The following is a 24,052-nucleotide window of genomic DNA, read 5'->3' as shown; positions in this document are numbered from 1 at the left end:
AACAGGAAGTATTAAAGACAAGCGGGAAAATCGAAGGCCAGAAATGGAGATGGCCCCTGCCAGCCACATCCCGGCACACACATCCATCACTACCGTTGCTCCCTTCCGGGCCTGGCGGGGTTCATGATTTCGTGTTGCGGGAGGACCAACAGGGGCCACCACAAAACAGCAAGTAGAATCCTTAACTGCGGGACGCATACTACCAGCCACTTGGCTTCCAGGCAAGAGAAGCAGACAATTTTAAAGCCAATACAAGGGCTTGCTGGGGTATACTGCAAAATAACATGACATAAGTAGCCTCTGATCAACGTTATGAGCGCAGGTCAGGCAAGGCAAGATTGATCGAAAAAGCGGAGTTTACAAGGGGTAAATGAGCATTTTGAGAGCAATATTAACGCAGCATCACCAAGCGCAATAGTTAATCAGAGGTTACTTTATTTATGCAGCGCCTTGATCTCCTCCTGGTCACCCAACAACTGGCCTCCACTCGCACTCAAGCTCAGCAGATGCTGGAAAAGGGCCGGGTTCGTCTATTCAAAAACGGTGATTGGCAGTCGGTGAGCAAGCCAGGTTTAAAATTACCGGAAGACAGCCGCTTGGAGGTAACGCCTAGTGATGAAGATCGTTATGTTGCCCGGGGTGCTTTGAAATTGGAGGCCTTACTGCTAAAAACGGGTTTGGATATCAGCGGCTGGCAGGTATTAGATATTGGCCAGTCTACGGGTGGGTTTACCGACTGTGTGCTTCAGGCTGGAGCAAGCCAGGTTGTTGGCCTGGATGTCGGCCAACAGCAGCTGCACCCAAGCCTTAAGGATGACCAGCGTATTACTTGCCTGGAAAAAGTAAACGCCCGCTATCTGGAGCCAACCCATTTAAGTGACCAAGGGTTTCCTGCCCTTTATGACTTACTGGTGATGGATGTTTCTTTTATATCCCAAACCCTGATCCTCCCCCAGCTGCCCGTCTTACTCAAAGAAGGAGGCTGGCTGATGAGTTTGGTTAAACCTCAGTTTGAGGTAGGTAAAGAAAAGGTAGGCAAAAAAGGAATCGTGCGTGACCCTTCACTCTATAAAGAAGTCGAGCAAAAAATCTGTAGCCAGCTAGAAGAGTTGGGCCTGGAAGTAAAAACCTGGATTACCAGCCCTATCAAGGGTGGTGATGGCAACCAGGAATTTCTGGTGGCTGCCCAGAAAAGAAGCTAACACCCATTACAGCTTCTTTTCCCAGAAGAGCGCCTGGCCCATTTCAGGGTCCAACTGATAGCCCGCAAAGCCCAGGGCCTGATAGGCTTTTTTGGCTTGCTGGTTACCCTCCAAAACTTCCAGGGTCAGCTTACAGCAACCCCGCTCACGGGCAAGCTCTTCAACCTTGGCAAACAGCTGGCGGGTCAGCCCCTGTCCCCGATAAGCTGCGGTGATAATCACATCATGAATATTCACTAGTGGCTTACAGGCAAAAGTCGAGAAGCCTTCAAAACAATTCACCAGGCCAACGGGCCGCTGGCCATCAAAAGCCAAGACGTGAAAGCTATCTGTCCTAGCCTGCAAAGCCTGGGGTAGCTGCTGCTTGATTGCTGCATCCAGGGGCTTGCCCTGCCCCATGGGGTGACGCGCATATTCATCCATCAGGTCAACCAGGGCTTGCGCCTGATGAGCCTGGCTTAAGTCTGCTTGGAAGATATCAAACATCAGTGTTCCTTTAATTAAAACAGTTAACGAGCTGTGTCTTTGAGATGTTCATCCTGTACCTGAACATCAAGCTGTCTCGTTGATAAGTGGGTCGCATGCTGATGGGCATTAAACCAGTTTTCCAATAAACGAAAGAAACCGATAAAGACAGCAGCAATTAACAGATAAAGCACGCCTGCCAGTAGGAAAAACTCCAGGTTCATATAGGTGCGAGCAATGACATTACGAGTGGCCCCCATTAGATCCAATAGAGTAATCGTTGATGCCAGAGCGCTGCCTTTCAGCATCAGAATCACTTCATTGCCATAAGCTGGCAGAATCATGCCAAAGGCGCGGGGCAGAATCACTTTTTTATATTGCTGTCGGCGTGACAGCCCCAAAGCCATTGCCGCTTCGATCTCGCCTTTGGGAACTGATTGAATGGCTCCTCTAAAAAGCTCAGCAATATAGGCAGCGGTATGCAGGCTAAAGGTGATAATCGCGCACCAATAGGCCTGAGAAAGCACGCTATCCCAAATCCAGCCCATTTCGCGCAGGGCCTCGAATTGCGAAAGACCATAGTAGACCAGGAAGATCTGCACCAGCAGCGGCGTGCCGCGAAAAAAGAAGATATAGCAGTAGGGCAGCACCCAGATCCAAGGATTTTTGGAGACCCGCATAAGCGCCAAGGGAACCGCCAAAAGAATGCCAACCACACCAGAGAGCACCACCAATTGGAGGGTAACCCAAACACCCTGCAAGAGCTGAGGTAAATAACGGGCATAGGAGTTCCAGGGTTCAGCGCCTGCCGTCATTCCCTGCAACCAGGTGGATAAATCGTAAATCCAATCCATCAGCGGCCTCCCTCAAGGTAACCCCGGTTAGCACGCTGTTCCATCAAGCGCAGAAGCTGCATAAAGATAATGGTTAACACCAGGTAAATACCTGCAGCAGCCATGTAAAAGGTAAAGGGCAGTTTGGTGAAGCCTGCAGCCACATAAGCTTGGCGCATCAAATCATTAAGGCCAATCACTGAGACCAGGGCGGTATCTTTTAGCAGCACCAGGAACAAATTGCCCAGGCCGGGCAAGGCCAAACGCCAAAGCTGTGGCAACATCACCAACCAGAAGATCTTAAAAGGCTTCATTCCCAAAGCCTGAGCTGCTTCTATTTGGCCCTTGGGCAATTCTTGAAGCGCACCACGAAAGACTTCAGTTGCATAGGCCCCAAAGGCAATCGAGAGTGCAGCAACACCTGCTGCAAAGGCACTCACCTCAACGTAAATATCAAACAGGTGTAGCAAAAGCTCAGTGGTACCAAAATAGATGATCAGTACCAACAACAACTCTGGCAAACCCCGCATCAAGGTTGTATAAGTGGTTGCCAGCCAGCGTAGAGGAGCCAGAGAGGAGCGCTTGGCAAGCGCTCCTAACAGCCCCAGGACCAACCCAAAAAACAAGCTGACAAAAGCCAGTTTAAGGGTGACCCAGGTTCCCGCTAGCAGCAGGTGCCCAAAACCATGTAAATCCATAATCAGCTTCAGGCCAGACTAGTAGATGGAAAAAGGAAAGTACTTCTCGTTGATTTCGGCATAAACACCTGAATCAACAATGGCCTGGATAGCCTGATTGAAACGTTCTTTAAGTTCTTGGTCATTACGACGAACAGCAATAGCGATTTTGTCGTCAATATCGATATCTTCACCCTTGAACTCAAAGTTAGCGCCGGCATCAGTTTGCAGCCAGTCATAGGCAGGAAACTTGTCAGAAACCATGCCATCCAGACGGCCGGAAGCCAAGTCCAGGTAGGCATTGTCCTGAGTGTCATAAAGACGCACATTAACATGACGACCCAGTTCATCTTCCAAATATTGGCCAGCAATAGTGGCTCGCTGAGCACCCAGGGTTTTGCCCTTCAGGCTCTCGGCATCTGTTGCCATTTCCTGGCCTTTAGGACCAATGAAAGCCAGAACGTTTGAGTAGTAGGGTTCAGTAAAAGCAACCACTCGCGCGCGCTCAGGAGTGATCGACATAGAAGCAATAATGGCATCATAGCGACGCGCACGCAGGCCAGGAATAATGCCATCCCAATCCTGGGAAACCAGTTCACATTCGACGCCCATTTCTGCACAAAGCGCCTTGGCAATATCAACATCAAAGCCTTGTAAATTGCCACTGCTATCCACAAAGTTAAAAGGGGCATAGGCGCCTTCAGTAGCAATGCGCAGCTTCTCTGCCAACAAACTGCCGGAAACCAAGCTAGCAAACAAAGCCAGGGTTAGCCCAGCCAAGAAACGTTGAGGGGTTTTCATCGGATTTTTCCTCTTGGGGTTATTTTGCTTGAGAAACTGCCTGTCTTTTCAGCCGGCAAGGTGGCTGGATAAAAACTCACGGCAGCGGGTTGAACGCGGGTTGGTAAAAAATTCTTCTGGCGAGGCCATCTCTTCAATACGCCCTTGATGCAAAAACATGACCTGGGAAGAAACATCACGGGCAAAACGCATTTCATGGGTCACTATCAGCATAGTGCGCCCTTCTTTAGCCAGACCACGCATTACACCCAGAACTTCGTTAACCAATTCCGGGTCCAGAGCTGAGGTGGGCTCGTCAAACAAAAGTAGCTTGGGCTCCATAGCCAGCGTACGGGCAATAGCCACCCTTTGTTGTTGTCCACCTGACAGCTGCAAAGGATAGGTATCTTTCTTGCCGCCCAAGCCCACTTTTTCAAGTAGGGCAGCAGCCTCTTCACGCGCCTGCTTTTTGCTTTTACCTAAAACCTGGGCGGGTGCCAAGGCAACATTGTCCAAAAGACTTAAATGCGGCCAGAGATTAAAATTTTGGAAGACAAACCCCATGCGGGCCCTGAAGGCTTCTAACTGTTGGCGTTTAACGGCCTCCAAGTCACCTGAGCGCCCCGTTTTCAATTCCAGCTTTTCACCGGCCAGATGCAGCTGGCCTCGGCTGGGTTTTTCAAGCAGATTCAAGCAGCGCAGCAGGGTGGATTTTCCCGATCCACTGGAACCTAAAATTGAAATTACATCGCCTTGATGTGCAGTGAAACTAATACCCTTGAGGACCTCTTGGTCGCCAAAGTATTTGTGCAGATCTTCAACCTCAAGGGCCGGCGTTTTGTCAGAAGTGTCAGTTGTAGTGGATTCAGGTGCGGGGATCATCTCGCGGTCTTGGTTATGGCTGCCTTATGGGCAGAAGTTTGATGTTTGTATGACATCTTAGTTTAACTGACTGTATTTTCGCTGAACAGGGTTAATTTATGCTGAGAACCTTCAGAGTTTGCTAGAATCCCCTGCTCAGTTAAATGGAGTCTTCTTATGCAGCCACCGGGAACTCTTAGTTCTTTTAAACTTTCCCTACCCGTTTTTTTTGGTTATGTCCCCCTGGGCATGGCCTTTGGTGTCGTCTTCAGCACCCAGCTTGATTACGCCTGGTGGCTTGCTCCCCTGATGAGCCTTCTGGTCTATGCCGGAGCAGCACAGCTACTGGCAGTCAGCCTGCTATTAAGCCAAACCGGTTTGATCGAAGTCTTTATCGCCATGCTGGTTTTGAATGCCCGGCATGTTTTCTATGGACTTTCGCTGCTGGAAGCTTTTAAAGGAGCAGGCTGGCGCAAACCCTATTTGATTTTCGGCCTGACTGATGAAACCTATTCACTCCTGACCAGCCGTTCTCGCACACAGGACCGCCAGCATGAGCAACGAGTGGATTTCCAAATCACCCTGATGAATCAAAGCTACTGGATACTGGGCAGTGCTCTGGGTGCCTGGTTGGGGCAAGCCGTTGTTTTTGATGCCACAGGAATTGAGTTTGCTCTGGTCGCTCTCTTTATCGTGCTGTGCATTGAACAGTACAAAGCCTTGCAGTCTCCTTTTCCAATTTGGGCCGGTATCCTGTCAGCCTTGGTTGCGGTGTTTATTTTCCCCCAAAGCCAGCAGCTGCTGATTGCCATCTTCCTGGTCTGTCTTGCTCTTTTCTGGCAGTACCCGGCTCGCAAACACCTTTATATCAACAGCAGTCAGGATCTCTAGCATGGCCAGCGAAGACTTCTATTTAATCAGCTTTATTTTGGTGGCTGCAGCAGCAACTCTAACGACGCGGCTTTTACCCTTTGCTTTTCTGGGCAAACAGAGTCATCACCCTCTGGTCCAGCATCTGGGACGCTATCTTCCCGCTGGCATCATGGCGCTGCTAGTGGTGATTTTTCTTTTGCAATCAGGGCACTGGCAGCAGCCTATTCTAGGCCTGGATGCATTGATTCCGGCAGGCCTGGTTGTTGCCCTTCATCTGTGGAAACGCAACGCTCTCTTGTCAATGCTGGCCGGCACTGCTTGCTATATGTTGATCCAACAGAGCTTTCTCTGATCAGGGCTTCACAAACAAATATTCCTTGTTTATAATGCGCAGCCATTGAGATTGGGGTGTCGCCAAGCGGTAAGGCAGCTGGTTTTGGTCCAGCCATGCGGGGGTTCGAATCCTCCCACCCCAGCCATTCTCAAACCGCTTTTCCTCAGGGCAGTCACTTGACTGCCCTTTTCTTCACGAAACCTCTGCATTAGGGTGAATCCGTGTCTAACTTGATGGTCTTTTCGGGCAATGCCAACCCGGAACTGGCGCGTAAGGTTGTTGAATGTCTTGATATTCGAATGGGCGATGCAACAATCGGCCAATTCAGCGACGGCGAAATTGCTATAGAAATCAATGAAAACGTTCGCGGTAAAGATGTTTTTGTTATCCAGTCAACCTGTGCTCCAACCAATGACCACCTGATGGAACTGGTGCTCATGGTTGATGCTCTGCGTCGTGCTTCAGCCCATCGTATTACAGCCGTTATTCCTTATTTTGGTTATGCACGTCAAGACCGTCGCGTACGCTCTTCACGGGTTCCCATCTCGGCCAAACTGGTCGCTGATATGATGGTCGCTGCTGGCGTAAACCGAGTGATGACCATGGATCTGCATGCTGATCAGATTCAGGGCTTCTTCGATGTCCCGGTTGACAACATCTATGGCTCCCCTGTTCTTCTGGATGATATTGAACGCCAGAATTACGATGACATGGTCGTGGTATCACCTGATGTCGGCGGCGTAGTTCGTGCCCGCGCTATTGCCAAAGAGCTAAATGACACTGACCTGGCGATTATTGATAAACGTCGTCCTCAAGCCAACCAGTCACAGGTCATGCATATTATTGGTGACATCGAAAACCGTACCTGTATCCTGGTTGACGATATGGTTGATACTGCAGGCACCCTTTGCAAGGCCGCCGAAGCGCTTAAAAAGCGTGGTGCCAAACGGGTTGTTGCCTATTCAACTCACGCCGTTCTTTCTGGCGCTGCTTTGAATAATCTGGCCAACTCCATGCTAGATGAACTGGTTGTCACCGACACCATTCCTCTGACAGCAACAGCAATAGATTCAGGAAAAATTCGTCAGCTGACAGTTTCCGGCCTACTGGCTGAAGCAGTTCGCCGTGTAAGCAATGAAGAATCCATCAGCTCTATGTTTAGAAGCTGAGCAAAAGAATCCCTGCGGGGAATAACCTGAACACCAGACTGCCTGGTCGCGGGCACCTGGTGTTTGTATTTAAATGAACGTCCATGAGGACAAATAAAATGACACAATTTGATTTTAAAGCTACTGCACGCAACGAACTGGGTACGAGTGCGAGCCGCCGCCTTCGTCGCGCCAAGCAGTATATTCCTGCGATCGTTTACGGTGGTGAAGAAGCACCCCTGCCCATCGCCGTTGAGCAGCGTGAGTTCTACCGCGTTCTGGAAACTGAAGAAGCCATCTACACTTCTATCCTGAACCTGGAAATCGACGGCAAGAAGCAGCAGGTCATCATGAAGGACATGCAGCGTCACCCCTTCAAACCTCTGGTTCAGCACATCGACTTCCAGCGCGTTGACTCTGAGCACGAAGTCAGCGTTCTGGTCCCTCTGCACTTCCTAAACGAAGAAGTTTGCGTTGGCGTCAAGCAGCAGGGCGGCAAAATTCAGCACCTGCTGAATGAAGTTGAAGTTAGCGCTCTGCCTCAGAACCTGCCTCAGTCCATTGATATCGACCTGAGCAAGGTTGAACTGGGTCAAACCATTCACCTGTCCGACCTGGAACTGCCCGAAGGTGTTAAAATCACTGCCCTGGCCCATGGTGGCGACACAGGCGTGGTTAGCGTTCAAGCGAAGAAAGGCGCTAAAGACGACGCCGAAGAAGAGGAAGGTGGCGAAGAAGCTGCTGAGTAATTTCAGGGCTTTTGCTCCTTCAGCCCAGGGAGCCCTTCGGGGCTTCCTGGGTTTTTCGCATCTGATCCGCGACTTTTACCGACCGGAACACCTTAATGTCAGCTATTCAACTCATTGTCGGACTGGGTAACCCTGGCCCGGAGTATGCTGCAACCCGGCACAATGCAGGTGCCTGGCTGGTCGCTGCTCTGGCCGAGCGCTATCAGGCCCCGCTTAAAGCCAGCAAATTTTATGGCCTGCATGCCCAGGCTTTAATTAATGGCCACAAGGTTCACCTGTTGATTCCAACCACCTTTATGAACCGTAGCGGCCAGTCCATTTCCGCTTTAGCCAATTTTTATAAGCTGGACCCCGAACAAATTCTTGTTGCCCATGACGAACTGGATTTGCCTCCCGGAGTAGTACGCCTGAAAAAAGGCGGTGGCCACGGCGGCCATAATGGCTTACGTGATACCATCAGCGCCCTTGGCAATAGCAAAGATTTTTACCGCCTGAGAATTGGCATAGGCCATCCTGGCCAAGCCAGCAAGGTGACCGGTTATGTACTGGGTAAAGCCAGCTCTGACGAGCAGCTGCAAATCAATGCGGCCGTGGAAGAAACTGAGCGCCAACTAGGCCTAATCATCAGTGGCGAGCACACTCAGGCGATGAACCAACTTCACAGCTTTAAAGCAGAATAACTTTCGAAGGATACTATTATGGGTTTTAATTGCGGAATCGTCGGCCTACCCAATGTCGGCAAATCCACCCTTTTCAACGCTCTGACTCAATCAGGCATTGATGCAGAAAACTTCCCCTTCTGCACCATTGAACCCAATACTGGCATCGTGCCCATGCCCGATCCCCGCCTGGATGTATTGGCAGAAATTGTGAAGCCTGAAAAAGTACTGCCGACCACCATGGAGTTTGTGGACATTGCCGGACTGGTTGCTGGTGCCTCCAAGGGCGAAGGGCTGGGCAATAAATTCCTGGCCAATATTCGTGAAACCCAGGCCATTGCCCATGTTGTACGCTGCTTTGAAGATGACAATGTGATTCACGTAGCCAACCAGGTTGACCCGGCCAGTGATATTGAGATTATCAATATGGAGCTGGCCCTGGCTGACCTGGACTCGGTTGAAAAAGGCATTCAGAAGCTGGTTCGCCTAGCCAAGGGTGGCGACAAAGAAGCCATTGCCCAGAAGGCTATCCTGGAAAAGGTTCAGCCCCACCTGGAAGAAGGCAAACCCCTGCGCAGCTTTGGCCTGTCTGATGAAGAAAAACATCTGGTGAAAAGCTATGGCTTTTTGACCCTCAAGCCCACCATGTACATTGCCAATGTCAATGAAGAGGGTTTTGAAAATAACCCCCACCTGGATGTGGTGCGTAAAATTGCTGAAGAAGAAAATGCCCTGGTGGTTCCCGTCTGCAACAAAATAGAAGCTGAAATTGCAGAACTGGATGACCCGGAAGAAAAAGCCATGTTCCTGGAGAGCATGGGGCTGGATGAACCCGGTTTGAATCGGGTGATTCGTGCTGGCTATGAGCTTCTGGGCCTGCAAACCTACTTCACTGCAGGCGTTAAGGAAGTACGTGCCTGGACTGTAAAAAAAGGCGCTACCGCACCTGAAGGTGCCGGTGTCATTCACACCGATTTCCAAAAAGGTTTTATTCGCGCTGAAGTGGTTGCTTATGATGACTTTGTTGCCTGCAAGGGTGAACAGGGTGCCAAAGAAGCTGGCAAATGGCGTTTGGAAGGCAAGGAATACATCATCAAAGATGGTGATGTCATGCATTACCGTTTTAACGTTTAAACAGGCCCAGTAGCCATTCGGGGCTGAAATCTTGACAGCTTCCAGCCCCGGTCTTACTATTGCGCCGCTTAGTGGCTATGTAGCTCAGCTGGTTAGAGCACATCACTCATAATGATGGGGTCCCCTGTTCGAATCAGGGCATAGCCACCAGCCTTCCCTCCCAGGCTTAGCTAACCAGTAGCTTATTCAAAGTTCGATCAATGACTGGGGAACACCCGTCAATTTCACTGGTCACAAGTGCCTGACTTTTCTGAACTTGGATGCAGGTATGACATTTCGCGCTACAGCCTTACGGACGTTTTTGTTTCTGCTCAGCCTGACGCTTCTGAGCTTGTTATTAATTTCTTCCAGCCAGGCAGGCAGTCTTTTTGAAAAAGGCACGAGCCGTTTCAATTCCTGGTTCAGTGACTCCTCCCAACAATCTGAATTTTTGCGCCCCGAACAGGCTTTCAAACCCGAAGCCTGGATTGAAGGCAGCCAGCTCTTTGTACGCTGGGATATAGAACCTGGTTACTATCTTTATCATAAGCAGCTGGAAATCCTTCTCGATAACGAACAGGGACTCCAACTAACTGACCTGCTGTTTTCACCCACCATCACCAACGAAGATGAATTCTTCGGTATCACTGAAGTTTATTATGACCAGGCCCTAATTGCCGGAACCCTGAGCGGTGAAGCCGCAGGCGAAACTCTAAACCTCACTCTTCGTTACCAGGGCTGCGCTGATGCAGGCCTTTGCTATCCCCCAGAACGCGCTCAAGTCCAAGTCAAGCTAAGCGATCTCGACACTTCGGCTCCCGCTCAGGCTCTGGAAGCACCCAGTAGTGGAAGTAGCCAGGCCGCGCCACCCACAACCAGCAGCGGCCAACTCACCCAGGTACTGAGTTCCGGCCAGACCTGGCTGATTCTCGGCCTTTTCTTCGTTGCCGGGTTAGGGCTCACTTTTACGCCCTGTGTTCTGCCCATGCTGCCCATCTTAAGTGCCATTATTCTTGGCAAGGGCGACAACCCCCAGGTTGGCAGTCGCATGCGTGGCTTTTTATTATCCTCTGCCTACGTACTGGGCATGGCCGTCACCTATGCCCTACTTGGGGCCCTCATGGGTCTCTTTGGTGCTGGATTGAACCTGCAGGCAGCCTTGCAATCGCCCTGGCTGCTGATTCCTTTTGCCATTTTATTTGTAGGCCTGGCCTTGGCCATGTTTGGAGTCTGGGAGTTCCGGATGCCACTATGGCTTGAAAATCGCCTGCAAGCCTTGCAGCAACCCAAAGGTGGCACCCTGGTTGGTGTCGCTGGCATGGGTGCTCTTTCAACCCTGGTCGTTTCGCCCTGTATGACAGCCCCTCTTGCTGGAGCCCTTGTCTTTATTGCCGCCACTGAAGATGCACTAACCGGTGCCTGGGCACTCTTTGCTATGGCTTTGGGAATGGGTTTGCCATTAATGATTGCTGCTACCTTTGGTGCCAAATGGCTTCCCAGGGCTGGGGTTTGGATGAACCAGGTCAAAGCCTTCTTTGGACTCCTACTCCTGGTTGTAGCGGTTTGGCTGATAGAAAGACTGCTTCCAGCAGCGACAGTACTTGCGGTCTGGGGGCTGCTGGCACTGGGAACCGGGATTTTCATTGGTGGCTTAAATTTTCGGGTTGCCGGTAACTGGCAAAAATTACGCCTCACTTTGGGTTTGGCACTGATTATTTATGGTGGCAGCCTCTTGATCGGTGCTCTGGCAGGCAATACCAATCCCTTACAGCCTTTGGCCAATCTTGGCCAAACAGAAGCCTACCAGGAGCTAGAAGCGCCACCTAAGATTACCGAGCTTAAAGAACTGCAGGAGTTGATCGAAAATGCTGAACAACCGGTAATGGTTGATCTCTATGCTGACTGGTGTATTTCCTGCAAAGTAATGGAGAGTCGCATTTTCCCAAGAAGTGAAATTCAACAGGAGTTACAGGGCGTTACACGCATCAAGTTTGATTTGACGCGTATTTCCGACACCACACGCGAGTGGATGGATGCCAAGCAACTCTTTGGGCCACCCAGTTTTCTTTTCTACACTAATGGCCAGGAATGGCGTGACTGGCGCATTCAGGGTGAAGTCAACGCCAGAGAGCTGCAGGCTCATTTACAGGCTTTTAATCAAGCCCGTCGTTAACTTGTCTTTAAGCTCTAAGTGACGAGAAAATCTTCAAACGTGCGTTTAACTACAAAAAAAACAAAGTTAAACAGCGCAAAGCTGGACAAGAAGTTCGACTTTAGGCAAACTTCACCCCCATTGCAGGCTTATCAGCTAAAAAGCTCACTTTTATAGAGCTGAAGATAGATTTTCGCTGCAATTGATTGCATTTTCATTACACGTCTACTTTTTATACAAGGCGGTTATTTTTTAACCATGGCTAGAGTCTTATTACTCCAAGGTCCCAACCTGAATCTGCTCGGCAAACGTGAACCACAGATTTATGGCACCACGACCCTCGATGAGATTCATGCCCAACTGATTAAGCAAGCTGAAGAGCTTGGCCATCAGTTGGACTGCTTTCAGAGTAATGCTGAACATCTGTTGATAGAACGCATTCACCAAACTCTTGATGATGGCACTCGCTTCATTCTGATCAACCCGGCTGCCTACACGCATACCAGTGTTGCCTTACGCGATGCCCTGGCCGGGGTTGCTCTACCCTTTATTGAAATTCATCTATCCAATGTTCATGCCCGTGAAGCGTTTCGCGGACATTCGTTTTTTTCAGATTTGGCTCAGGGCGTTATTTGCGGCCTGGGCACTCAGGGCTATCAGCTGGCCCTGCTGGCTGCTCACCAACACCTGGAAGCAGCCGGTTCAGCTGGCTAAAAAAATCAACTCCTTACCACCTGACACAGAGAATTGACTATGGATATCCGTAAAGTAAAAAAATTGATTGAGCTGCTGGAAGAATCCAACATCAGCGAAATTGAAATTCAGGAAGGCGAAGAAGCCGTCCGTATTAGCCGCCATCCTTCAGGTGGTGGTTACGCTCAGCCTGTTTACCAGCAGCCTTACCCGGCCGCCGCACCTGCCCCAGCGCCTGCACCTGCTGCAACAACAGAGCCCGCTGCAGAGGCAAAACCTGTAAGCTCGGGCCACCAGGTCAAATCACCCATGGTCGGCACCTTCTACCGCTCACCAGCTCCAGGCGCCAAGCCGTTTATTGAAGTGGGTACAGCGGTTAAAAAAGGCGACACCATCTGCATTGTTGAAGCCATGAAAATGATGAACCAAATTGAAGCAGATAAAGATGGCGTTGTTGAAGCCATTCTGCTTGAAGACGGCCAGCCTGTAGAATTTGACCAGCCGTTGGTCGTTCTTGTCTAACCCCTCCTGGGTCATCCATTTAACGCTGCGGTGCCTGGGCACCGCCATGAGGGATAGCAATGCTTGAGAAAGTTGTCATCGCCAACCGGGGTGAAATAGCCCTGCGTATCTTACGGGCTTGCCGGGAGCTGGGCATCAAGACAGTCGCCGTTCATTCCAAGGCTGACCGTGATTTGATGCATGTGCGCCTGGCTGATGAAGCCGTTTGCATAGGTCCTGCACCTTCTGCACAGTCGTATCTGAACATTCCTGCACTTATCGCAGCTTGTGAAGTCACTGATGCCACAGCCATCCACCCAGGCTATGGGTTCCTGGCAGAAAATGCCGACTTCGCTGAACAGGTCGAGCGTTCAGGTTTTGTCTTTATCGGCCCCAAGGCTGAAACCATTCGCCTGATGGGCGATAAAGTATCCGCCATAGCAGCCATGAAAAAGGCTGGCGTACCGACTGTTCCAGGTTCAGACGGCCCCTTGCCTGAAGACCCTGATAAGGTATTGGCCATCGCTCGCCGCATCGGTCTGCCGGTCATCATTAAAGCTGCAGCAGGTGGTGGCGGTCGCGGTATGCGTGTGGTTCACTCTGAAGGTGCCTTGTTGAATGCTGTCCATGTGACCAAAACAGAAGCTGGCTCCGCTTTCGGCGACAGCACTGTCTACATGGAAAAGTTCCTTGAAAACCCACGTCACGTTGAAGTTCAGGTACTGGCCGATGGTCAGGGCAACGCTGTACACCTCTATGACCGTGACTGCTCTTTGCAACGTCGCCACCAAAAAGTCATTGAAGAAGCCCCTGCTCCTCACCTGGACGAAGAAGCCCGTCGTCTGGTACTCAAGGCCTGTGTCGATGCCTGTAACACCATCAACTATCGGGGAGCAGGTACTTTTGAGTTCTTGTATGAGGACGGCAACTTCTACTTCATCGAAATGAACACCCGTGTTCAGGTTGAGCACCCGGTTACCGAGCAGGTCACTGGTGTTGATATCGTCAAAGAACAGTTGATGATCGCTTCAGGCGAACCCTTGCGTCTGCGTCAGGAAAACATTCAGGTGATGGGCCACTCCTTTGAGTGCCGTATCAATGCTGAAGATCCTCGCACCTTCATGCCTTCGCCCGGTAAAATCACCATGTTCCACGCTCCCGGCGGCCTGGGTGTACGCATGGACTCACATATCTACAGTGGCTACTCGGTTCCTCCTCACTATGACTCGCTGATCGGCAAGCTGATTACCTGGGGTATTGACCGGGAAGCTGCTTTAACCCGTATGCGTGGTGCCCTGGACGAACTTTTGGTTGAAGGAATCAAAACCAATACCGACCTGCACAAGGATCTGGTTAGAGACACCCACTTTCAGAAAGGTGGTGTCAATATCCACTATCTGGAAAAGAAGCTTAGTCAATAAGTCTTCAGGTACTGGCCAGGGAAGGCCTTCCACTCATTTTCTGCTTATCAGGTAGCGCTGCTCATGTCCTGGCTACAAATCAAAACTCTGGTCAATCCTGAACAGTCCGCAATCCTGGAAGACTGGCTGCTCGAAGCCGGTGCCTGTGCAATCACCCTGACCGACGCCGAAGACAACCCTGTTTTTGAACCCATTCGGGGCACCACACCACTCTGGCAGGCGACCTGGATTACTGGGCTTTATGATGGCCAAAAGGATGCCCAAGCCATGAAAAAGGACATTCAGCAGCGCTGGCAAGCCACCTATCCTGACCAACCTGCGCCTGAACTTCATCTGGAAATCCTGGAAGATAAAGACTGGATTCGTGAGTGGATGGATAGTTTTTCACCCATCCAAATGGGCCAGCGATTGTGGGTGGTTCCCAGCTGGCACCAACCCCCTGAGCCCAAAGCCGTCAATCTCATGCTGGACCCGGGCTTGGCTTTCGGCACAGGAACCCACCCAACCACTGCGCTCTGCCTGGCTTGGTTAGATGCTCAGGACCTTGAAGGCAAAAATCTGCTGGACTTTGGTTGCGGCTCCGGCATTTTGGGCATTGCTGGCTTACTGCTAGGTGCAAGCCAAGCCTGGGGAGTAGATATCGACCCCCAAGCCCTGGAAGCCAGTCGACAGAATTCATCCAGAAATGGTCTGGCGAAAGATGCCTTTCCCGTTTATTATCCTGAACGGTGCCCAGAGCTACAAGTTGATGTCCTGATTGCCAATATCCTGGCTGGCCCACTGATTGATTTGGCGCCCACTCTGGCTGCCAAAGTCAAACCCAAGGGTCTCCTTGCTCTTTCAGGTATTCTGGCACACCAGGCTCATGAAGTTATTCAGGCCTATCAACCCTGGTTTGATCTTGACCCCATCCAAAGCAAGGATGAATGGGTAAGAATTACCGGTCAGCGCAAAAACGGCAACTCGACCCAATAAGGGATTGTCAGGAATGCACAACAAACACGGTGAACAACTGACTCGCTGCCCTCACTGCGATTCTGTCTATGAAGTCAGTGAAGAAGAGTTGGAACTGGCTTATGGTGCTGTGCGTTGTGGCGAGTGCATGAAAATTTTTAATGCTCGCTTTCATAAGGTCAATGCTCCCGAACGAACCGATCAGCCAGCGGAAGAACACAGCCAGACTCCTTTTGATCCCATCCCTACCTTACATGATCACTATCATGCCCAAGACACCGACAGCCTTGCCCAGCCTGCAGAAGAAGCGGATTCAACCTTAGAGGAAGACTTTGCGGCTGAAGAGCCTATGCCTGAAGATGAGCAGGATACTGAGCTGGACCTGGATCAACTGGCCTTTGCAGAAGATGCTGAACCCAGTGAACGAGAGATGGATGCAGAACTGCGTGCTTTTGAAGCTGAGCTGGAGACAGCCCTCTATGATCCCGACCTTGCCGCTGATGAAGAGTCTGCATCCGGCGATGAAGCTGTCGCAGAGACTGGCTTGGTAGCAACCCTGCCAGATGAAGATGAAAGTGAAGAGCTGGTAGATGAAAGTGAAGAGCTGGTAACCGACCAACGAGAAGTCCCGGCCAACAAGAAAAAAGGCCCCGCTTTGGCTTTCAAAGACAATCCTTTGTTTGCAAAAAAATACCTTGCCGCCCTGGCGGCTGTGCTCTTGGCCAGTATCGCCAGCCTGACCGCCTGGTTGGTCTTTACGCCTGAGGCCTCAGCCATTTTTATTGCTGAGGAAGTCAGAATTTCCCCATCGACCAGCCCTCAGAAAATGGATATTCATTTTCAACTAAAGAACACCAGTAGCACTTCCCAGCAGCTTCCCGACCTGCAAGTCGATCTACTTAACCTCAGCCGTCAAGTGATTGCCACGCAAGAAGTTTCTGCACAGCAAATACAAACAGACACCAGCGAGGTTCCTGCAGCCTCGCGCATTTCAGCAAAAGTAGAGGTTGATCGTCCTTCAACCTATGTGCAAAATGCGCGGATTCATCCTTTGACACCCTAGGTAACCCAGTTTTGCTGCAGATTGGTCCTTACAAAATAGCCACGCCCTTAGTCCTAGCTCCCATGGCGGGTATCACCGATGCTCCCTTTCGTGCGCTCTGCCGAAAAATGGGAGCAGGCTTGGCTGTTGCTGAAATGGTCACTGCCGACCAGTCTCTCTGGCATACCCAAAAGTCACGGTTGCGATTGCCTCATCAGGATGAACAAGAACCACGGATGATCCAAATTGCTGGCGGCGATCCTCAGATGCTGGCTGATGCCGCCCGGGCCAATGTTGAGCTGGGCGCACAAATCATTGATATCAATATGGGCTGCCCTGCAAAAAAAGTCTGTAAAAAAGCAGCTGGCTCTGCTTTGCTTAAAGATGAAAAGCTAGTCGCTGAAATTCTGGAAGCCGTCGTCCAGGCTGTAGAAGTGCCGGTTACATTAAAAATCCGCACAGGGTGGTCAGCAAAATACAAAAATGCTGTTACAATTGGCAAACTTGCTGAAGCATCTGGAATTCAGGCACTCACGCTTCACGGTCGAACTCGCGAAGACCGCTTCAAGGGCGAAGCTGAATATGAGACCTTGGCCGAAGTCAGTCAGGCTTTGAGTATTCCTGTCATTGCCAATGGTGATATCGATTCGCCACAAAAGGCCGAATGGATTTTCAACAACACCCAGGCAGCCGCAGTAATGATTGGACGAGCAGCTCAGGGTCGACCCTGGATTTTCAGCCAAATCAAAAGCTGGCTTGAAGAAGGTGTACGCCTTCCAGATCCTGACCCGATCAGCGTTCAGCAACTGATCGGCGAACACCTGCAGGGCCTTTATGCCACCTATGGTGACTTTATGGGAGTACGTATTGCCAGAAAGCATTTTGGCTGGTACTTACAGCAGGCCGGCCTTGCCCAATGGCGAAAGACTTTCAATTTGCTGGAAACGTCTGAAGAACAATTGGAGCTTTTGGCTGATATTTTTCAGCCAACAACAACATCTCTTGCCATTACGGCTTAAACACTCAATCAGAATTGAAACCAAGTGACTGATAAAACTAAAACCACCTTACCCGCTTTTGAGCAGGAGCGCCCTTTACGAGAAAGCGTGAACCGAGCACTGGACAACTATTTTGCCCAGCTCGACGGTCAGCCAGTCAATAACCTTTATGAACTGGTTTTGACAGAAGTCGAGGCACCCCTTCTCGAAGCCGTCATGCGCTATACCGACAACAACCAGACCCAGGCCTCCAGTCTGCTGGGTCTAAACCGTGGCACCCTGCGTAAAAAACTCAAGCAATACGATCTTATTTAAGCTGTCTTTAGGAGCTAAAACTGGCTTATGGCTAACCCACTTCCCATCCGCCGCGCTCTGCTGAGCGTTTCTGATAAATCCGGTATTGTTGAACTAGCTAAAGGCTTGGTTGAACGCGGTGTTGAACTCCTTTCCACCGGTGGCACCTACAAGCTACTCAAGGACCAGCAGCTACCCGTCAAAGAGGTATCTGAGCATACTGGCTTCCCTGAAATGATGGATGGCCGTGTTAAAACCCTACACCCAAAAATTCATGGTGGCATTCTAGGTCGTCGCGGCCAGGATGATGCAGTCATGGCTGAACAGGGTATAGAGCCCATCGATTTGGTTGTGGTCAACCTTTATCCTTTCCAGCAAACCATTGCCAAGGATGACTGCACACTGGAAATGGCCATTGAAAATATTGATATTGGTGGCCCTGCCATGGTTCGTTCTTGCGCCAAGAACCATGCCTTCACCAGCATCCTGGTCAATACCAGTGATTACTCTCAGCTCCTGGCTGAAATGGATACTCACCAAGGGGGTGTCAGCCAAGAAACCCGCTTTAATCTGGCTGTTAAAGCCTATGAGCATACTGCAGCCTATGACAGTGCCATTGCCAACTACCTGGGCCGCATGGTTGAGGGAGGTAATGAAGACTTTCCTCGCACCTTCAACAGCCAGTTCATTAAGCGCCAGGATATGCGCTATGGCGAGAATCCTCATCAAAAAGCAGCCTTCTATGTGGAAGCTAACCCTAGCGAGTCCAGCGTTGCTACCGCCCAGATACTGCAGGGCAAAGAGCTCTCCTATAACAATGTTGCTGATACAGACGCTGCCTTTGAGTGTGTCAAAGCCTTTAACGAGCCAGCCTGTGTCATCGTCAAGCATGCCAACCCCTGTGGTGTTGCTGTTGCCAAAGACTTGAAGAGTGCCTATGACCTGGCCTTCAAGACCGATCCGACCAGTGCTTTTGGTGGCATTCTGGCTTTCAACCGTTCTCTGGATGCACTAACTGCCCGAACCATCGTCGATCGTCAGTTTGCTGAAGTCATTATTGCTCCTGGAATTGATAAAGCAGCTCAGGAAATTCTAGCGACCAAGAAAAACCTTCGAGTCTTGGATGCCAGCGAACACTGGCCAGGTGAACACCAGCTGGCAATGGACTTTAAACGAGTCACTGGTGGCCTGCTGATTCAAGACAAGGATTTGGGCGTGGTTGGCCGTGATGATCTCAAGGTGGTTACTGAGCGCGCACCCACTGAGCAGGAACTGCAAGATCTTGCTTTCGCCTGGAAGGTTGCCAAATTTGTGAAATCCAATGCTATTGTTTATGCCAAAGAGGGCATGACGATAGGTGTCGGTGCAGGCCAAATGAGTCGGGTTTATTCCGCCAAAATTGCCGGTATCAAAGCGGCTGATGAAAACCTGGAAGTCAAAGGCTCAGTAATGGCTTCAGATGCCTTCTTCCCTTTCCGCGATGGTATAGATGCGGCCGCTGCAGCGGGCATTACTGCTGTTATTCAACCTGGTGGCTCAGTTAGAGACGAAGAGGTGATTCAGGCAGCCAATGAAGCTGGCATTGCCATGGTCTTTACTGGCATGCGGCACTTCCGCCACTAAGCTTTTCTGGATACAAAAAAAACCGCCTCTCTTAAGAGGCGGTTTTTTTATGGGACGAACACAGGAGTTAACCCAAGCCTGTTAGAAACCAGCGCGGATATAAGCCCCAAAGTGAGGTCCTTTGAAAGTCAGATCACCGTAGGTATCATCCAGATCATCCAACTCAAGACTGAAAGTCCGGTAGCCAGCGGTTACACCTGGAGTCACCAAAGGCAGTCCCCGATACTCATAGTTAACAAAAGCATCGACATCGCTCAGGCTATTACCACTGTAGCCAATGTAGTTCATACGCGCGCCAGCAGAAACACCCATTGGCAGACTAACAATACCGCCGACATAACCCATGGGTACAGGTGCACTTAGGCTAACCGATTCAGTTTCAGACTCAGTACTACCAGCGCCATCATCTACCTCACCGGTAACTTCAAAGCCACCGTCAAAGACTCGTACAGTCAAACCTGCTTCCAGTCGTAGCGAGACCAGAGGAACTAAGGAGGTCAAACCATCCAGAAAGCGGTAGTAGGCCGTAAAATCAGTATGGGATAGATCTATTTCACTGCTCGTATTGCCAGTAAATTCTTGATCACGGAAAGTAAAACTTTCATCCCTGGAACCAGAGAACTCCATATTGGTTTGAGTAATACGAAGATTGGGAACGACAGGAATAAAATGATCAAACTGAATGGACAGATTGCCAACACCTTCACTGGACAAGCCCAGTTCATCTTTGACATCGACCGGATCATCACCTGACACCCCTTGAATTTCGCCAGAAGGGCTGGCATTCCAATAATCAGCGGTTGCCGTCACATTCAAAGACAAGGCATAGGCCTGACTAGCCATTAAGGGCGTTAAGGCCAAACCTGTTGCGGCGAGTAGTTTACGCATTTTTATATTTCTCCTATTAACTAGACTTGCTACCTAGTTTATCTTAATTAGCCAGACTCAACGAGATAGAACCCGTAAAAAGTCTTTATCTTTTGTAGGTCTAGCTTGTGATATAAAGTAACAAGTGTAAGCCGCCGACAACCAAGCTCAGTAACCAGGCAGCCAGGACAAACAAAATGCCGCTATAGCGTTCAGGTTCACGCTTGATACCCTTATAGGCAAAGCCCCCAGCAATAACAGCAGGCACCAGAAGCCATGCAAAAGGAGAACCTGCCAGGAAGGCTCCCAAAAGCGCCAAGGTAATGGCCACTATCGATAAATTATGATTTTTACGAGTTATGGTTTCTTTAGGTTGCTCACTTTCACTATTCATTAAGCGGATTCACTCTCACGTTTGGCACTCAGAGTTATTGAAACTGAATCTGAGAATCTTAACGCATGAGGTTTGTCCACTTCCACTTCCGCAGCCAACACCTGATCGTATTCCATGATAATTTCCAGCAACTCTTTGGTTAAACGCTCCAGGAGTGCAAAGCGCCCTTCTTCGATATGGGCAATCAAACGTTTGGTGATTGTCCGATAGTTCAAGGCTTCTTCTATCTTGTTGAACTGCACTGCTCTGTTGGCTGAATAACGAATCACTGCATTAATAACCACATCTTGACGATTTTGAATTTCATCGTCTTTGATACCGATATAGGTTCTCAGGCGCAGATTTTTTATGCGAATGGTTGCCAGTGAATAAGGGTCATTGTGGGGCATCAGATTTTTTTCCTTATTCAGTCAAGCAGCTTGAGGAATTCTTGACGGGTATTCTGGGAAGCACGCAACTGCCCCAGCATCACCGAAGTACGCATTGAAGAGTTTTGCTTTTCAACGCCACGCATTTGCATACACAGGTGTCGGGCTTCGATAATAACCCCCACTCCTGCTGCACCGGTTACTTCCTGGACGGCTTCAGCAATTTGCTTGGTTAGCTGCTCCTGAATTTGCAGACGACGCGAGAACATATCCACGATGCGCGCAAATTTTGACAGGCCCAAGACCTTACCCTGCGGCAGATAGCCTATATGGCACTTTCCAATAAATGGCAGCAGATGATGCTCACAAAGAGAGTAGAGCTCAATATCTTTAACAATCACCAGCTCATCTGTCTCGGATGAAAAAACAGCACCATTGACCAGCTCTTCCAGGGTTTGGCGATAGCCCTTAGTTAAAAACTCCATGGCTTTGGCCGCTCGCTTGGGGGTATCGACCAAGCCTTCCCGGTCAGGGTCTTCTCCTAGGTCACTGAGGATTTCCCGATAAAGGGGGGTCAGCTTTTGATGGATCATGTCAGAGTCAGGGTTTTGATTCATTGTATTCGGTTGGGTTAGAGCGTTCATCGGGTTACCTCAGGTCTTGGTAAGGTATAAAGCCACTTTGTACAAGAACAGTATACCTTTTTGTCAAGAAAATCACTTTTTTTCCGACCTTTTTGCTAGGTTTTATTATCAAAGATGCTTATAGATTTCACAAGTGCAGACAAGAAACTATAATGCGACTTCTTGACTCCAATAACCCAGACACGGGTCTGATATACTTGGAAGCATCTACCGTCGAACTGGATTGTAAGTATTATGAAGAAACTGATTTTAGGTGTTGCTCTTACAGGCCTCTCTATGCCACTGATTGCTGATGATGCAATCAATCTTGCTTCCGGCAGCCAGCTGGATGTCCAAAGCGTAAGCCAAGTGCGTCTTCAGGACGGTGAAACTCAAGATAATGTCTGGTTCTCTCTCGATCCGACTCAGTTTAGCGATGCAGCTGATAAGCAGCTCAGTAACTGCGTTTTGACCGCACAGGTTGCTCTTGATAGTGGTGAGCTGTTTTTTACCAGTCGCAGCCTTCGCTGCCCTAGCAGAACTGGAGACGTTTACACTGCCGAAAATGTCAGTGCCAAACTGATCACTTCTACCAATCAGTTATGCACCGCATCAGGAAGCTACTGCACTGAAGTTACTCTGGACACCAGTGCAGCTTATCGTGTTGAGCTCGAGGCAGCGGCTAAAATGGAAGCGGCCTATAATGCGTCTCGTGAAGTCAACCGAATAAGAATTGACCAGCAGCGGGCTGATTAATTCAAACCACCAGGCTGACTCTTCATTTACTGGGCCGAGGCCAGGGCGCGATAGCGATCCAAAGCCTCGGTCACTTTTTTAATGTAGCCTCTGGCTTCTGAGCGTGGATGCTGGCGGTGCAGGCGATCATAAACCTGCTGCGGAGAAAGCTGGTTAATCACCGCTACTGCCTGACTTCTATCCCTGTGAAACGTCCTTAAAACATTCCCCGCCCCGCCATTGTAAGCTGAAATGATGGCCAACTCTTTGGACTTGGGATGACGAATATCCTTTAAATAGATATCTCTTAAAATGGTGATGTAGGCAGTGCCTATGTCAATATTTTCGGCTGGGTTGAACAGGGTGCTTTGGTTGGGTTGATCATTGCGCTGGCGTATGCGCTGGTAAACATCTCGCCCTGCGGTTGAGGGAACCACCTGCATCAGGCCATAAGCAGGAATATGGCTCATTGCATAGGGGTTAAAGTGACTTTCTGTTTCCATAATGGCGTAGATCAGGGCTTCGTCAACATCATAACGGCGACTGGCATCTCTGATCAGATTTTCATATTGGTGGCCACGAATCTCATTGTGATTTGCCACTAGAGGAATTTCGACACGATAAATGGTTTTTCCCCCACGCCTGATTTCCTGAATTTCATTTTCAATCAGATAGTCAGCATAGCGGTTAGCGCGCCATTCCCAGCGTACAGGCACTCCCTCATGATCACGAACCTGCCCTGCCAACAAGGCAGGACCTGAGTAGTCTATTTGCTTGTCTGTATAGAGCTCGGGGTTATCAGCATCATAGGGAGTTAACAAGGTGGTTACTATGGCTTCCTTGAGATGCTGGCGTGGATTGGACTGATCAACTGTCTCAACAACAATGGTGCCTTCCTCAAAATCCATGGCACCACGACTTTGATAAGCATCCGTGTATTTAACAAACTGGTGAGCCGTTGCAGCCAGGGTAGCTTCTTCACCCCAATGACGCTGAACCTGTTCACGCAAGCGACCCAACTGTTCACGATACTGACGGACTTCAGTTTCTAACCGTTCAATCACTTCCTGATAATTTTGCAGGTCTTGAGCCAGATTCGGATAGCGTTCCAACCAGGTTATTTCACTAATCGGGCCGGGCAAGGGCTCCTCAGCAGGCTCTTCTTTAACTTCGGCTTCAGGCTCATTCGGTCTTCTCTGGGTACTTCCCAAAGGTGCGGGCTGCAAAGAGTCAATTTCTACCTCGGTGTCATCGCCCAGAGGCACGCCCTGTTCCGGGTTGGCAGGTAAGATTTCAACACGTGTACGGCCTGGTTGGGCAGGTGGTGGAGCGGGCTCCTGCTGACGAACCTGCCGACTAGGAGTTTCTAAAGGCTGAGGCCGAGCTTGTGGGCGCTCTCGGCCATCAGGTCCAACCACACTACCAACGGATACATGGCTTGAAGTTTGGCCACTAGACTGACAACCAGCTATAAGGATAAGAGCTGCCAGTAAGGCTGGAAGGCGAAGATAATTAAAATCTACTGAAAAAGTCATCTTTATCCCTGAAAAACACCGGATAGTGGCCGATATCTCAGATTATACGCTAAAGCGCTCAGGGTAAAAGAGATCTTGGCTTAACTCACTAGGTTGAGTGAGAAAATAAGTCTATAATCTTAACAAAGCGCGTTTAAATTGACAGTCAGCAAGCAAGT

General features: G+C 49.9%; 27 protein-coding genes, 2 tRNA genes and 1 other RNA gene. 19 read left to right on the top strand and 11 right to left on the bottom strand.

From position 1 onward, the window contains the following. Positions 1 to 54 precede the first annotated feature (54 nt). Positions 55 to 151, bottom strand: an RNA gene (gene ffs / locus BM185_RS01305) — signal recognition particle sRNA small type. Between the two features lie 289 nt (positions 152 to 440). Between ffs and BM185_RS01300 the strand changes: the two genes are divergently transcribed. Further along, positions 441 to 1,202 (top strand): TlyA family RNA methyltransferase, encoded by a 762-nt coding sequence (locus tag BM185_RS01300; protein WP_091958116.1) that lies wholly within the window; start codon positions 441 to 443, stop codon positions 1,200 to 1,202. A 6-nt stretch (positions 1,203 to 1,208) separates the two neighbouring features. Here BM185_RS01300 and BM185_RS01295 read toward each other — a convergent pair whose 3' ends face one another. Genes BM185_RS01295 through BM185_RS01275 form a run of 5 tightly spaced genes read right to left on the bottom strand, consistent with a single transcriptional unit; the run spans position 1,209 to position 4,839 of the window. Next, positions 1,209 to 1,688 (bottom strand): GNAT family N-acetyltransferase, encoded by a 480-nt coding sequence (locus BM185_RS01295; protein WP_091958114.1) that lies wholly within the window; start codon positions 1,686 to 1,688, stop codon positions 1,209 to 1,211. A 23-nt stretch (positions 1,689 to 1,711) separates the two neighbouring features. Continuing rightward, a complete protein-coding gene (locus BM185_RS01290; RefSeq protein ID WP_342713662.1) occupies positions 1,712 to 2,521 on the bottom strand; it encodes an ABC transporter permease in 810 nt (269 codons plus the stop codon). Continuing rightward, on the bottom strand, positions 2,521 to 3,198 hold the full coding sequence (locus tag BM185_RS01285) for an ABC transporter permease (RefSeq protein WP_091958111.1): 678 nt from the start codon (positions 3,196 to 3,198) through the stop codon (positions 2,521 to 2,523). The genes BM185_RS01290 and BM185_RS01285 overlap by 1 nt, the downstream gene beginning before the upstream one ends. An 18-nt stretch (positions 3,199 to 3,216) precedes the next feature. Continuing rightward, entirely contained in the window at positions 3,217 to 3,978 is a 762-nt protein-coding gene (locus tag BM185_RS01280) for an ABC transporter substrate-binding protein (RefSeq protein WP_091958108.1), read from the bottom strand. A gap of 48 nt (positions 3,979 to 4,026) precedes the next feature. Next, the gene (locus tag BM185_RS01275) at positions 4,027 to 4,839 is read right to left on the bottom strand and encodes an ABC transporter ATP-binding protein (protein ID WP_091958105.1); all 813 of its coding nucleotides are present in this window, start codon (positions 4,837 to 4,839) and stop codon (positions 4,027 to 4,029) included. A 156-nt stretch (positions 4,840 to 4,995) separates the two neighbouring features. On the opposite strand from BM185_RS01275, the gene BM185_RS01270 reads away from it, so the two are divergent. The 17 genes from BM185_RS01270 to purH all read left to right on the top strand — a co-directional run bounded on the left by BM185_RS01270 (position 4,996) and on the right by purH (position 19,372). Next, complete coding sequence (locus BM185_RS01270) at positions 4,996 to 5,709, top strand: AzlC family ABC transporter permease (protein WP_091958102.1); 714 nt, start codon at positions 4,996 to 4,998, stop codon at positions 5,707 to 5,709. A gap of 1 nt (position 5,710) precedes the next feature. Further along, complete coding sequence (locus BM185_RS01265; RefSeq protein ID WP_091958100.1) at positions 5,711 to 6,043, top strand: branched-chain amino acid transporter permease; 333 nt, start codon at positions 5,711 to 5,713, stop codon at positions 6,041 to 6,043. Positions 6,044 to 6,095: 52 nt separating this feature from the next. Further along, positions 6,096 to 6,170: transfer RNA gene (locus BM185_RS01260), tRNA-Gln, on the top strand. 76 nt (positions 6,171 to 6,246) lie between these two features. Beyond that, positions 6,247 to 7,194, top strand: coding sequence for a ribose-phosphate pyrophosphokinase (locus BM185_RS01255; RefSeq protein WP_177203434.1), 948 nt, complete (start codon positions 6,247 to 6,249; stop codon positions 7,192 to 7,194). Positions 7,195 to 7,292: 98 nt separating this feature from the next. Then, complete coding sequence (locus tag BM185_RS01250) at positions 7,293 to 7,922, top strand: 50S ribosomal protein L25/general stress protein Ctc (protein WP_091958097.1); 630 nt, start codon at positions 7,293 to 7,295, stop codon at positions 7,920 to 7,922. A 95-nt stretch (positions 7,923 to 8,017) separates the two neighbouring features. Further along, positions 8,018 to 8,602: an aminoacyl-tRNA hydrolase gene (gene pth / locus BM185_RS01245; protein WP_091958093.1), complete on the top strand. Its 585-nt coding sequence runs from the start codon at positions 8,018 to 8,020 to the stop codon at positions 8,600 to 8,602. A gap of 18 nt (positions 8,603 to 8,620) precedes the next feature. Next, a complete protein-coding gene (gene ychF, locus BM185_RS01240) occupies positions 8,621 to 9,715 on the top strand; it encodes a redox-regulated ATPase YchF (RefSeq protein ID WP_091958091.1) in 1,095 nt (364 codons plus the stop codon). 73 nt (positions 9,716 to 9,788) lie between these two features. Beyond that, positions 9,789 to 9,865, top strand: a tRNA-Met gene (locus BM185_RS01235). Positions 9,866 to 9,983: 118 nt separating this feature from the next. Continuing rightward, positions 9,984 to 11,867, top strand: a complete 1,884-nt coding sequence (dsbD, locus tag BM185_RS01230) for a protein-disulfide reductase DsbD (RefSeq protein WP_091958087.1) — start codon at positions 9,984 to 9,986, stop codon at positions 11,865 to 11,867. Positions 11,868 to 12,104: 237 nt separating this feature from the next. Then, positions 12,105 to 12,560 (top strand): type II 3-dehydroquinate dehydratase, encoded by a 456-nt coding sequence (gene aroQ, locus BM185_RS01225; protein ID WP_091958084.1) that lies wholly within the window; start codon positions 12,105 to 12,107, stop codon positions 12,558 to 12,560. A 39-nt stretch (positions 12,561 to 12,599) separates the two neighbouring features. Further along, a complete protein-coding gene (gene accB / locus BM185_RS01220; protein ID WP_091958080.1) occupies positions 12,600 to 13,061 on the top strand; it encodes an acetyl-CoA carboxylase biotin carboxyl carrier protein in 462 nt (153 codons plus the stop codon). Positions 13,062 to 13,120: 59 nt separating this feature from the next. Then, positions 13,121 to 14,461 (top strand): acetyl-CoA carboxylase biotin carboxylase subunit, encoded by a 1,341-nt coding sequence (gene accC, locus BM185_RS01215; RefSeq protein WP_091958077.1) that lies wholly within the window; start codon positions 13,121 to 13,123, stop codon positions 14,459 to 14,461. Positions 14,462 to 14,524: 63 nt separating this feature from the next. After that, positions 14,525 to 15,436 carry a 50S ribosomal protein L11 methyltransferase gene (prmA, locus tag BM185_RS01210; RefSeq protein ID WP_091958074.1) on the top strand — a complete coding sequence of 304 codons (912 nt, stop codon included), beginning with the start codon at positions 14,525 to 14,527 and terminating at the stop codon, positions 15,434 to 15,436. A 13-nt stretch (positions 15,437 to 15,449) separates the two neighbouring features. Further along, positions 15,450 to 16,478, top strand: a complete 1,029-nt coding sequence (locus BM185_RS01205) for a DUF3426 domain-containing protein (protein WP_091958072.1) — start codon at positions 15,450 to 15,452, stop codon at positions 16,476 to 16,478. Positions 16,479 to 16,489: 11 nt separating this feature from the next. Next, positions 16,490 to 17,476, top strand: a complete 987-nt coding sequence (gene dusB, locus BM185_RS01200) for a tRNA dihydrouridine synthase DusB (protein ID WP_091958069.1) — start codon at positions 16,490 to 16,492, stop codon at positions 17,474 to 17,476. Between the two features lie 24 nt (positions 17,477 to 17,500). Further along, the gene (gene fis / locus BM185_RS01195; RefSeq protein WP_091958067.1) at positions 17,501 to 17,770 is read left to right on the top strand and encodes a DNA-binding transcriptional regulator Fis; all 270 of its coding nucleotides are present in this window, start codon (positions 17,501 to 17,503) and stop codon (positions 17,768 to 17,770) included. Between the two features lie 27 nt (positions 17,771 to 17,797). Continuing rightward, a complete protein-coding gene (gene purH, locus BM185_RS01190; protein ID WP_091958064.1) occupies positions 17,798 to 19,372 on the top strand; it encodes a bifunctional phosphoribosylaminoimidazolecarboxamide formyltransferase/IMP cyclohydrolase in 1,575 nt (524 codons plus the stop codon). A gap of 81 nt (positions 19,373 to 19,453) precedes the next feature. Here the strand turns inward: purH and BM185_RS01185 are convergent, their stop codons facing one another. The 4 genes from BM185_RS01185 to folE form a co-directional block, all read right to left on the bottom strand. After that, positions 19,454 to 20,260 carry a TIGR04219 family outer membrane beta-barrel protein gene (locus BM185_RS01185; protein ID WP_091958061.1) on the bottom strand — a complete coding sequence of 269 codons (807 nt, stop codon included), beginning with the start codon at positions 20,258 to 20,260 and terminating at the stop codon, positions 19,454 to 19,456. Between the two features lie 100 nt (positions 20,261 to 20,360). Further along, a complete protein-coding gene (locus BM185_RS01180) occupies positions 20,361 to 20,633 on the bottom strand; it encodes a hypothetical protein (RefSeq protein WP_091958059.1) in 273 nt (90 codons plus the stop codon). Beyond that, complete coding sequence (gene folX, locus BM185_RS01175; RefSeq protein WP_091958056.1) at positions 20,633 to 21,022, bottom strand: dihydroneopterin triphosphate 2'-epimerase; 390 nt, start codon at positions 21,020 to 21,022, stop codon at positions 20,633 to 20,635. Before folX ends, BM185_RS01180 begins: the two co-directional genes overlap by 1 nt. A 17-nt stretch (positions 21,023 to 21,039) precedes the next feature. Beyond that, positions 21,040 to 21,594, bottom strand: coding sequence for a GTP cyclohydrolase I FolE (folE, locus tag BM185_RS01170; protein WP_245751683.1), 555 nt, complete (start codon positions 21,592 to 21,594; stop codon positions 21,040 to 21,042). A gap of 285 nt (positions 21,595 to 21,879) precedes the next feature. Between folE and BM185_RS01165 the strand changes: the two genes are divergently transcribed. Further along, positions 21,880 to 22,380 carry a hypothetical protein gene (locus BM185_RS01165; RefSeq protein ID WP_091958051.1) on the top strand — a complete coding sequence of 167 codons (501 nt, stop codon included), beginning with the start codon at positions 21,880 to 21,882 and terminating at the stop codon, positions 22,378 to 22,380. A gap of 26 nt (positions 22,381 to 22,406) precedes the next feature. Here the strand turns inward: BM185_RS01165 and mltC are convergent, their stop codons facing one another. After that, complete coding sequence (gene mltC, locus BM185_RS01160) at positions 22,407 to 23,894, bottom strand: membrane-bound lytic murein transglycosylase MltC (RefSeq protein WP_091958048.1); 1,488 nt, start codon at positions 23,892 to 23,894, stop codon at positions 22,407 to 22,409. Positions 23,895 to 24,052: the final 158 nt, after the last annotated feature.

It is taken from the genome of Marinospirillum celere, assembly GCF_900112235.1.
Classification (GTDB): Bacteria; Pseudomonadota; Gammaproteobacteria; order Pseudomonadales; family Halomonadaceae; genus Marinospirillum; species Marinospirillum celere.
Note: the sequence above shows the minus strand (reverse complement) of the source record. Positions and strands in the feature narration are given on the sequence as shown.

Bases quoted from the DNA above. Each gene is read 5' to 3' on its own strand.
- BM185_RS01295 (WP_091958114.1), bottom strand. From the start codon at position 1,688: ATGTTTGATATCTTCCAAGCAGACTTAAGCCAGGCTCATCAGGCGCAA.
- purH (WP_091958064.1), top strand. From the start codon at position 17,798: ATGGCTAACCCACTTCCCATCCGCCGCGCTCTGCTGAGCGTTTCTGAT.
- BM185_RS01275 (WP_091958105.1), bottom strand. From the start codon at position 4,839: ATGATCCCCGCACCTGAATCCACTACAACTGACACTTCTGACAAAACG.
- BM185_RS01270 (WP_091958102.1), top strand. From the start codon at position 4,996: ATGCAGCCACCGGGAACTCTTAGTTCTTTTAAACTTTCCCTACCCGTT.
- BM185_RS01180 (WP_091958059.1), bottom strand. From the start codon at position 20,633: ATGAATAGTGAAAGTGAGCAACCTAAAGAAACCATAACTCGTAAAAAT.
- BM185_RS01285 (WP_091958111.1), bottom strand. From the start codon at position 3,198: ATGGATTTACATGGTTTTGGGCACCTGCTGCTAGCGGGAACCTGGGTC.
- BM185_RS01205 (WP_091958072.1), top strand. From the start codon at position 15,450: ATGCACAACAAACACGGTGAACAACTGACTCGCTGCCCTCACTGCGAT.
- BM185_RS01300 (WP_091958116.1), top strand. From the start codon at position 441: ATGCAGCGCCTTGATCTCCTCCTGGTCACCCAACAACTGGCCTCCACT.
- mltC (WP_091958048.1), bottom strand. From the start codon at position 23,894: ATGACTTTTTCAGTAGATTTTAATTATCTTCGCCTTCCAGCCTTACTG.
- folX (WP_091958056.1), bottom strand. From the start codon at position 21,022: ATGCCCCACAATGACCCTTATTCACTGGCAACCATTCGCATAAAAAAT.
- BM185_RS01290 (WP_342713662.1), bottom strand. From the start codon at position 2,521: ATGGATTGGATTTACGATTTATCCACCTGGTTGCAGGGAATGACGGCA.
- pth (WP_091958093.1), top strand. From the start codon at position 8,018: ATGTCAGCTATTCAACTCATTGTCGGACTGGGTAACCCTGGCCCGGAG.
- BM185_RS01280 (WP_091958108.1), bottom strand. From the start codon at position 3,978: ATGAAAACCCCTCAACGTTTCTTGGCTGGGCTAACCCTGGCTTTGTTT.
- aroQ (WP_091958084.1), top strand. From the start codon at position 12,105: ATGGCTAGAGTCTTATTACTCCAAGGTCCCAACCTGAATCTGCTCGGC.
- accB (WP_091958080.1), top strand. From the start codon at position 12,600: ATGGATATCCGTAAAGTAAAAAAATTGATTGAGCTGCTGGAAGAATCC.
- ychF (WP_091958091.1), top strand. From the start codon at position 8,621: ATGGGTTTTAATTGCGGAATCGTCGGCCTACCCAATGTCGGCAAATCC.
- BM185_RS01185 (WP_091958061.1), bottom strand. From the start codon at position 20,260: ATGCGTAAACTACTCGCCGCAACAGGTTTGGCCTTAACGCCCTTAATG.
- BM185_RS01265 (WP_091958100.1), top strand. From the start codon at position 5,711: ATGGCCAGCGAAGACTTCTATTTAATCAGCTTTATTTTGGTGGCTGCA.
- folE (WP_245751683.1), bottom strand. From the start codon at position 21,594: ATGATCCATCAAAAGCTGACCCCCCTTTATCGGGAAATCCTCAGTGAC.
- BM185_RS01165 (WP_091958051.1), top strand. From the start codon at position 21,880: ATGAAGAAACTGATTTTAGGTGTTGCTCTTACAGGCCTCTCTATGCCA.
- BM185_RS01250 (WP_091958097.1), top strand. From the start codon at position 7,293: ATGACACAATTTGATTTTAAAGCTACTGCACGCAACGAACTGGGTACG.
- accC (WP_091958077.1), top strand. From the start codon at position 13,121: ATGCTTGAGAAAGTTGTCATCGCCAACCGGGGTGAAATAGCCCTGCGT.
- dsbD (WP_091958087.1), top strand. From the start codon at position 9,984: ATGACATTTCGCGCTACAGCCTTACGGACGTTTTTGTTTCTGCTCAGC.
- prmA (WP_091958074.1), top strand. From the start codon at position 14,525: ATGTCCTGGCTACAAATCAAAACTCTGGTCAATCCTGAACAGTCCGCA.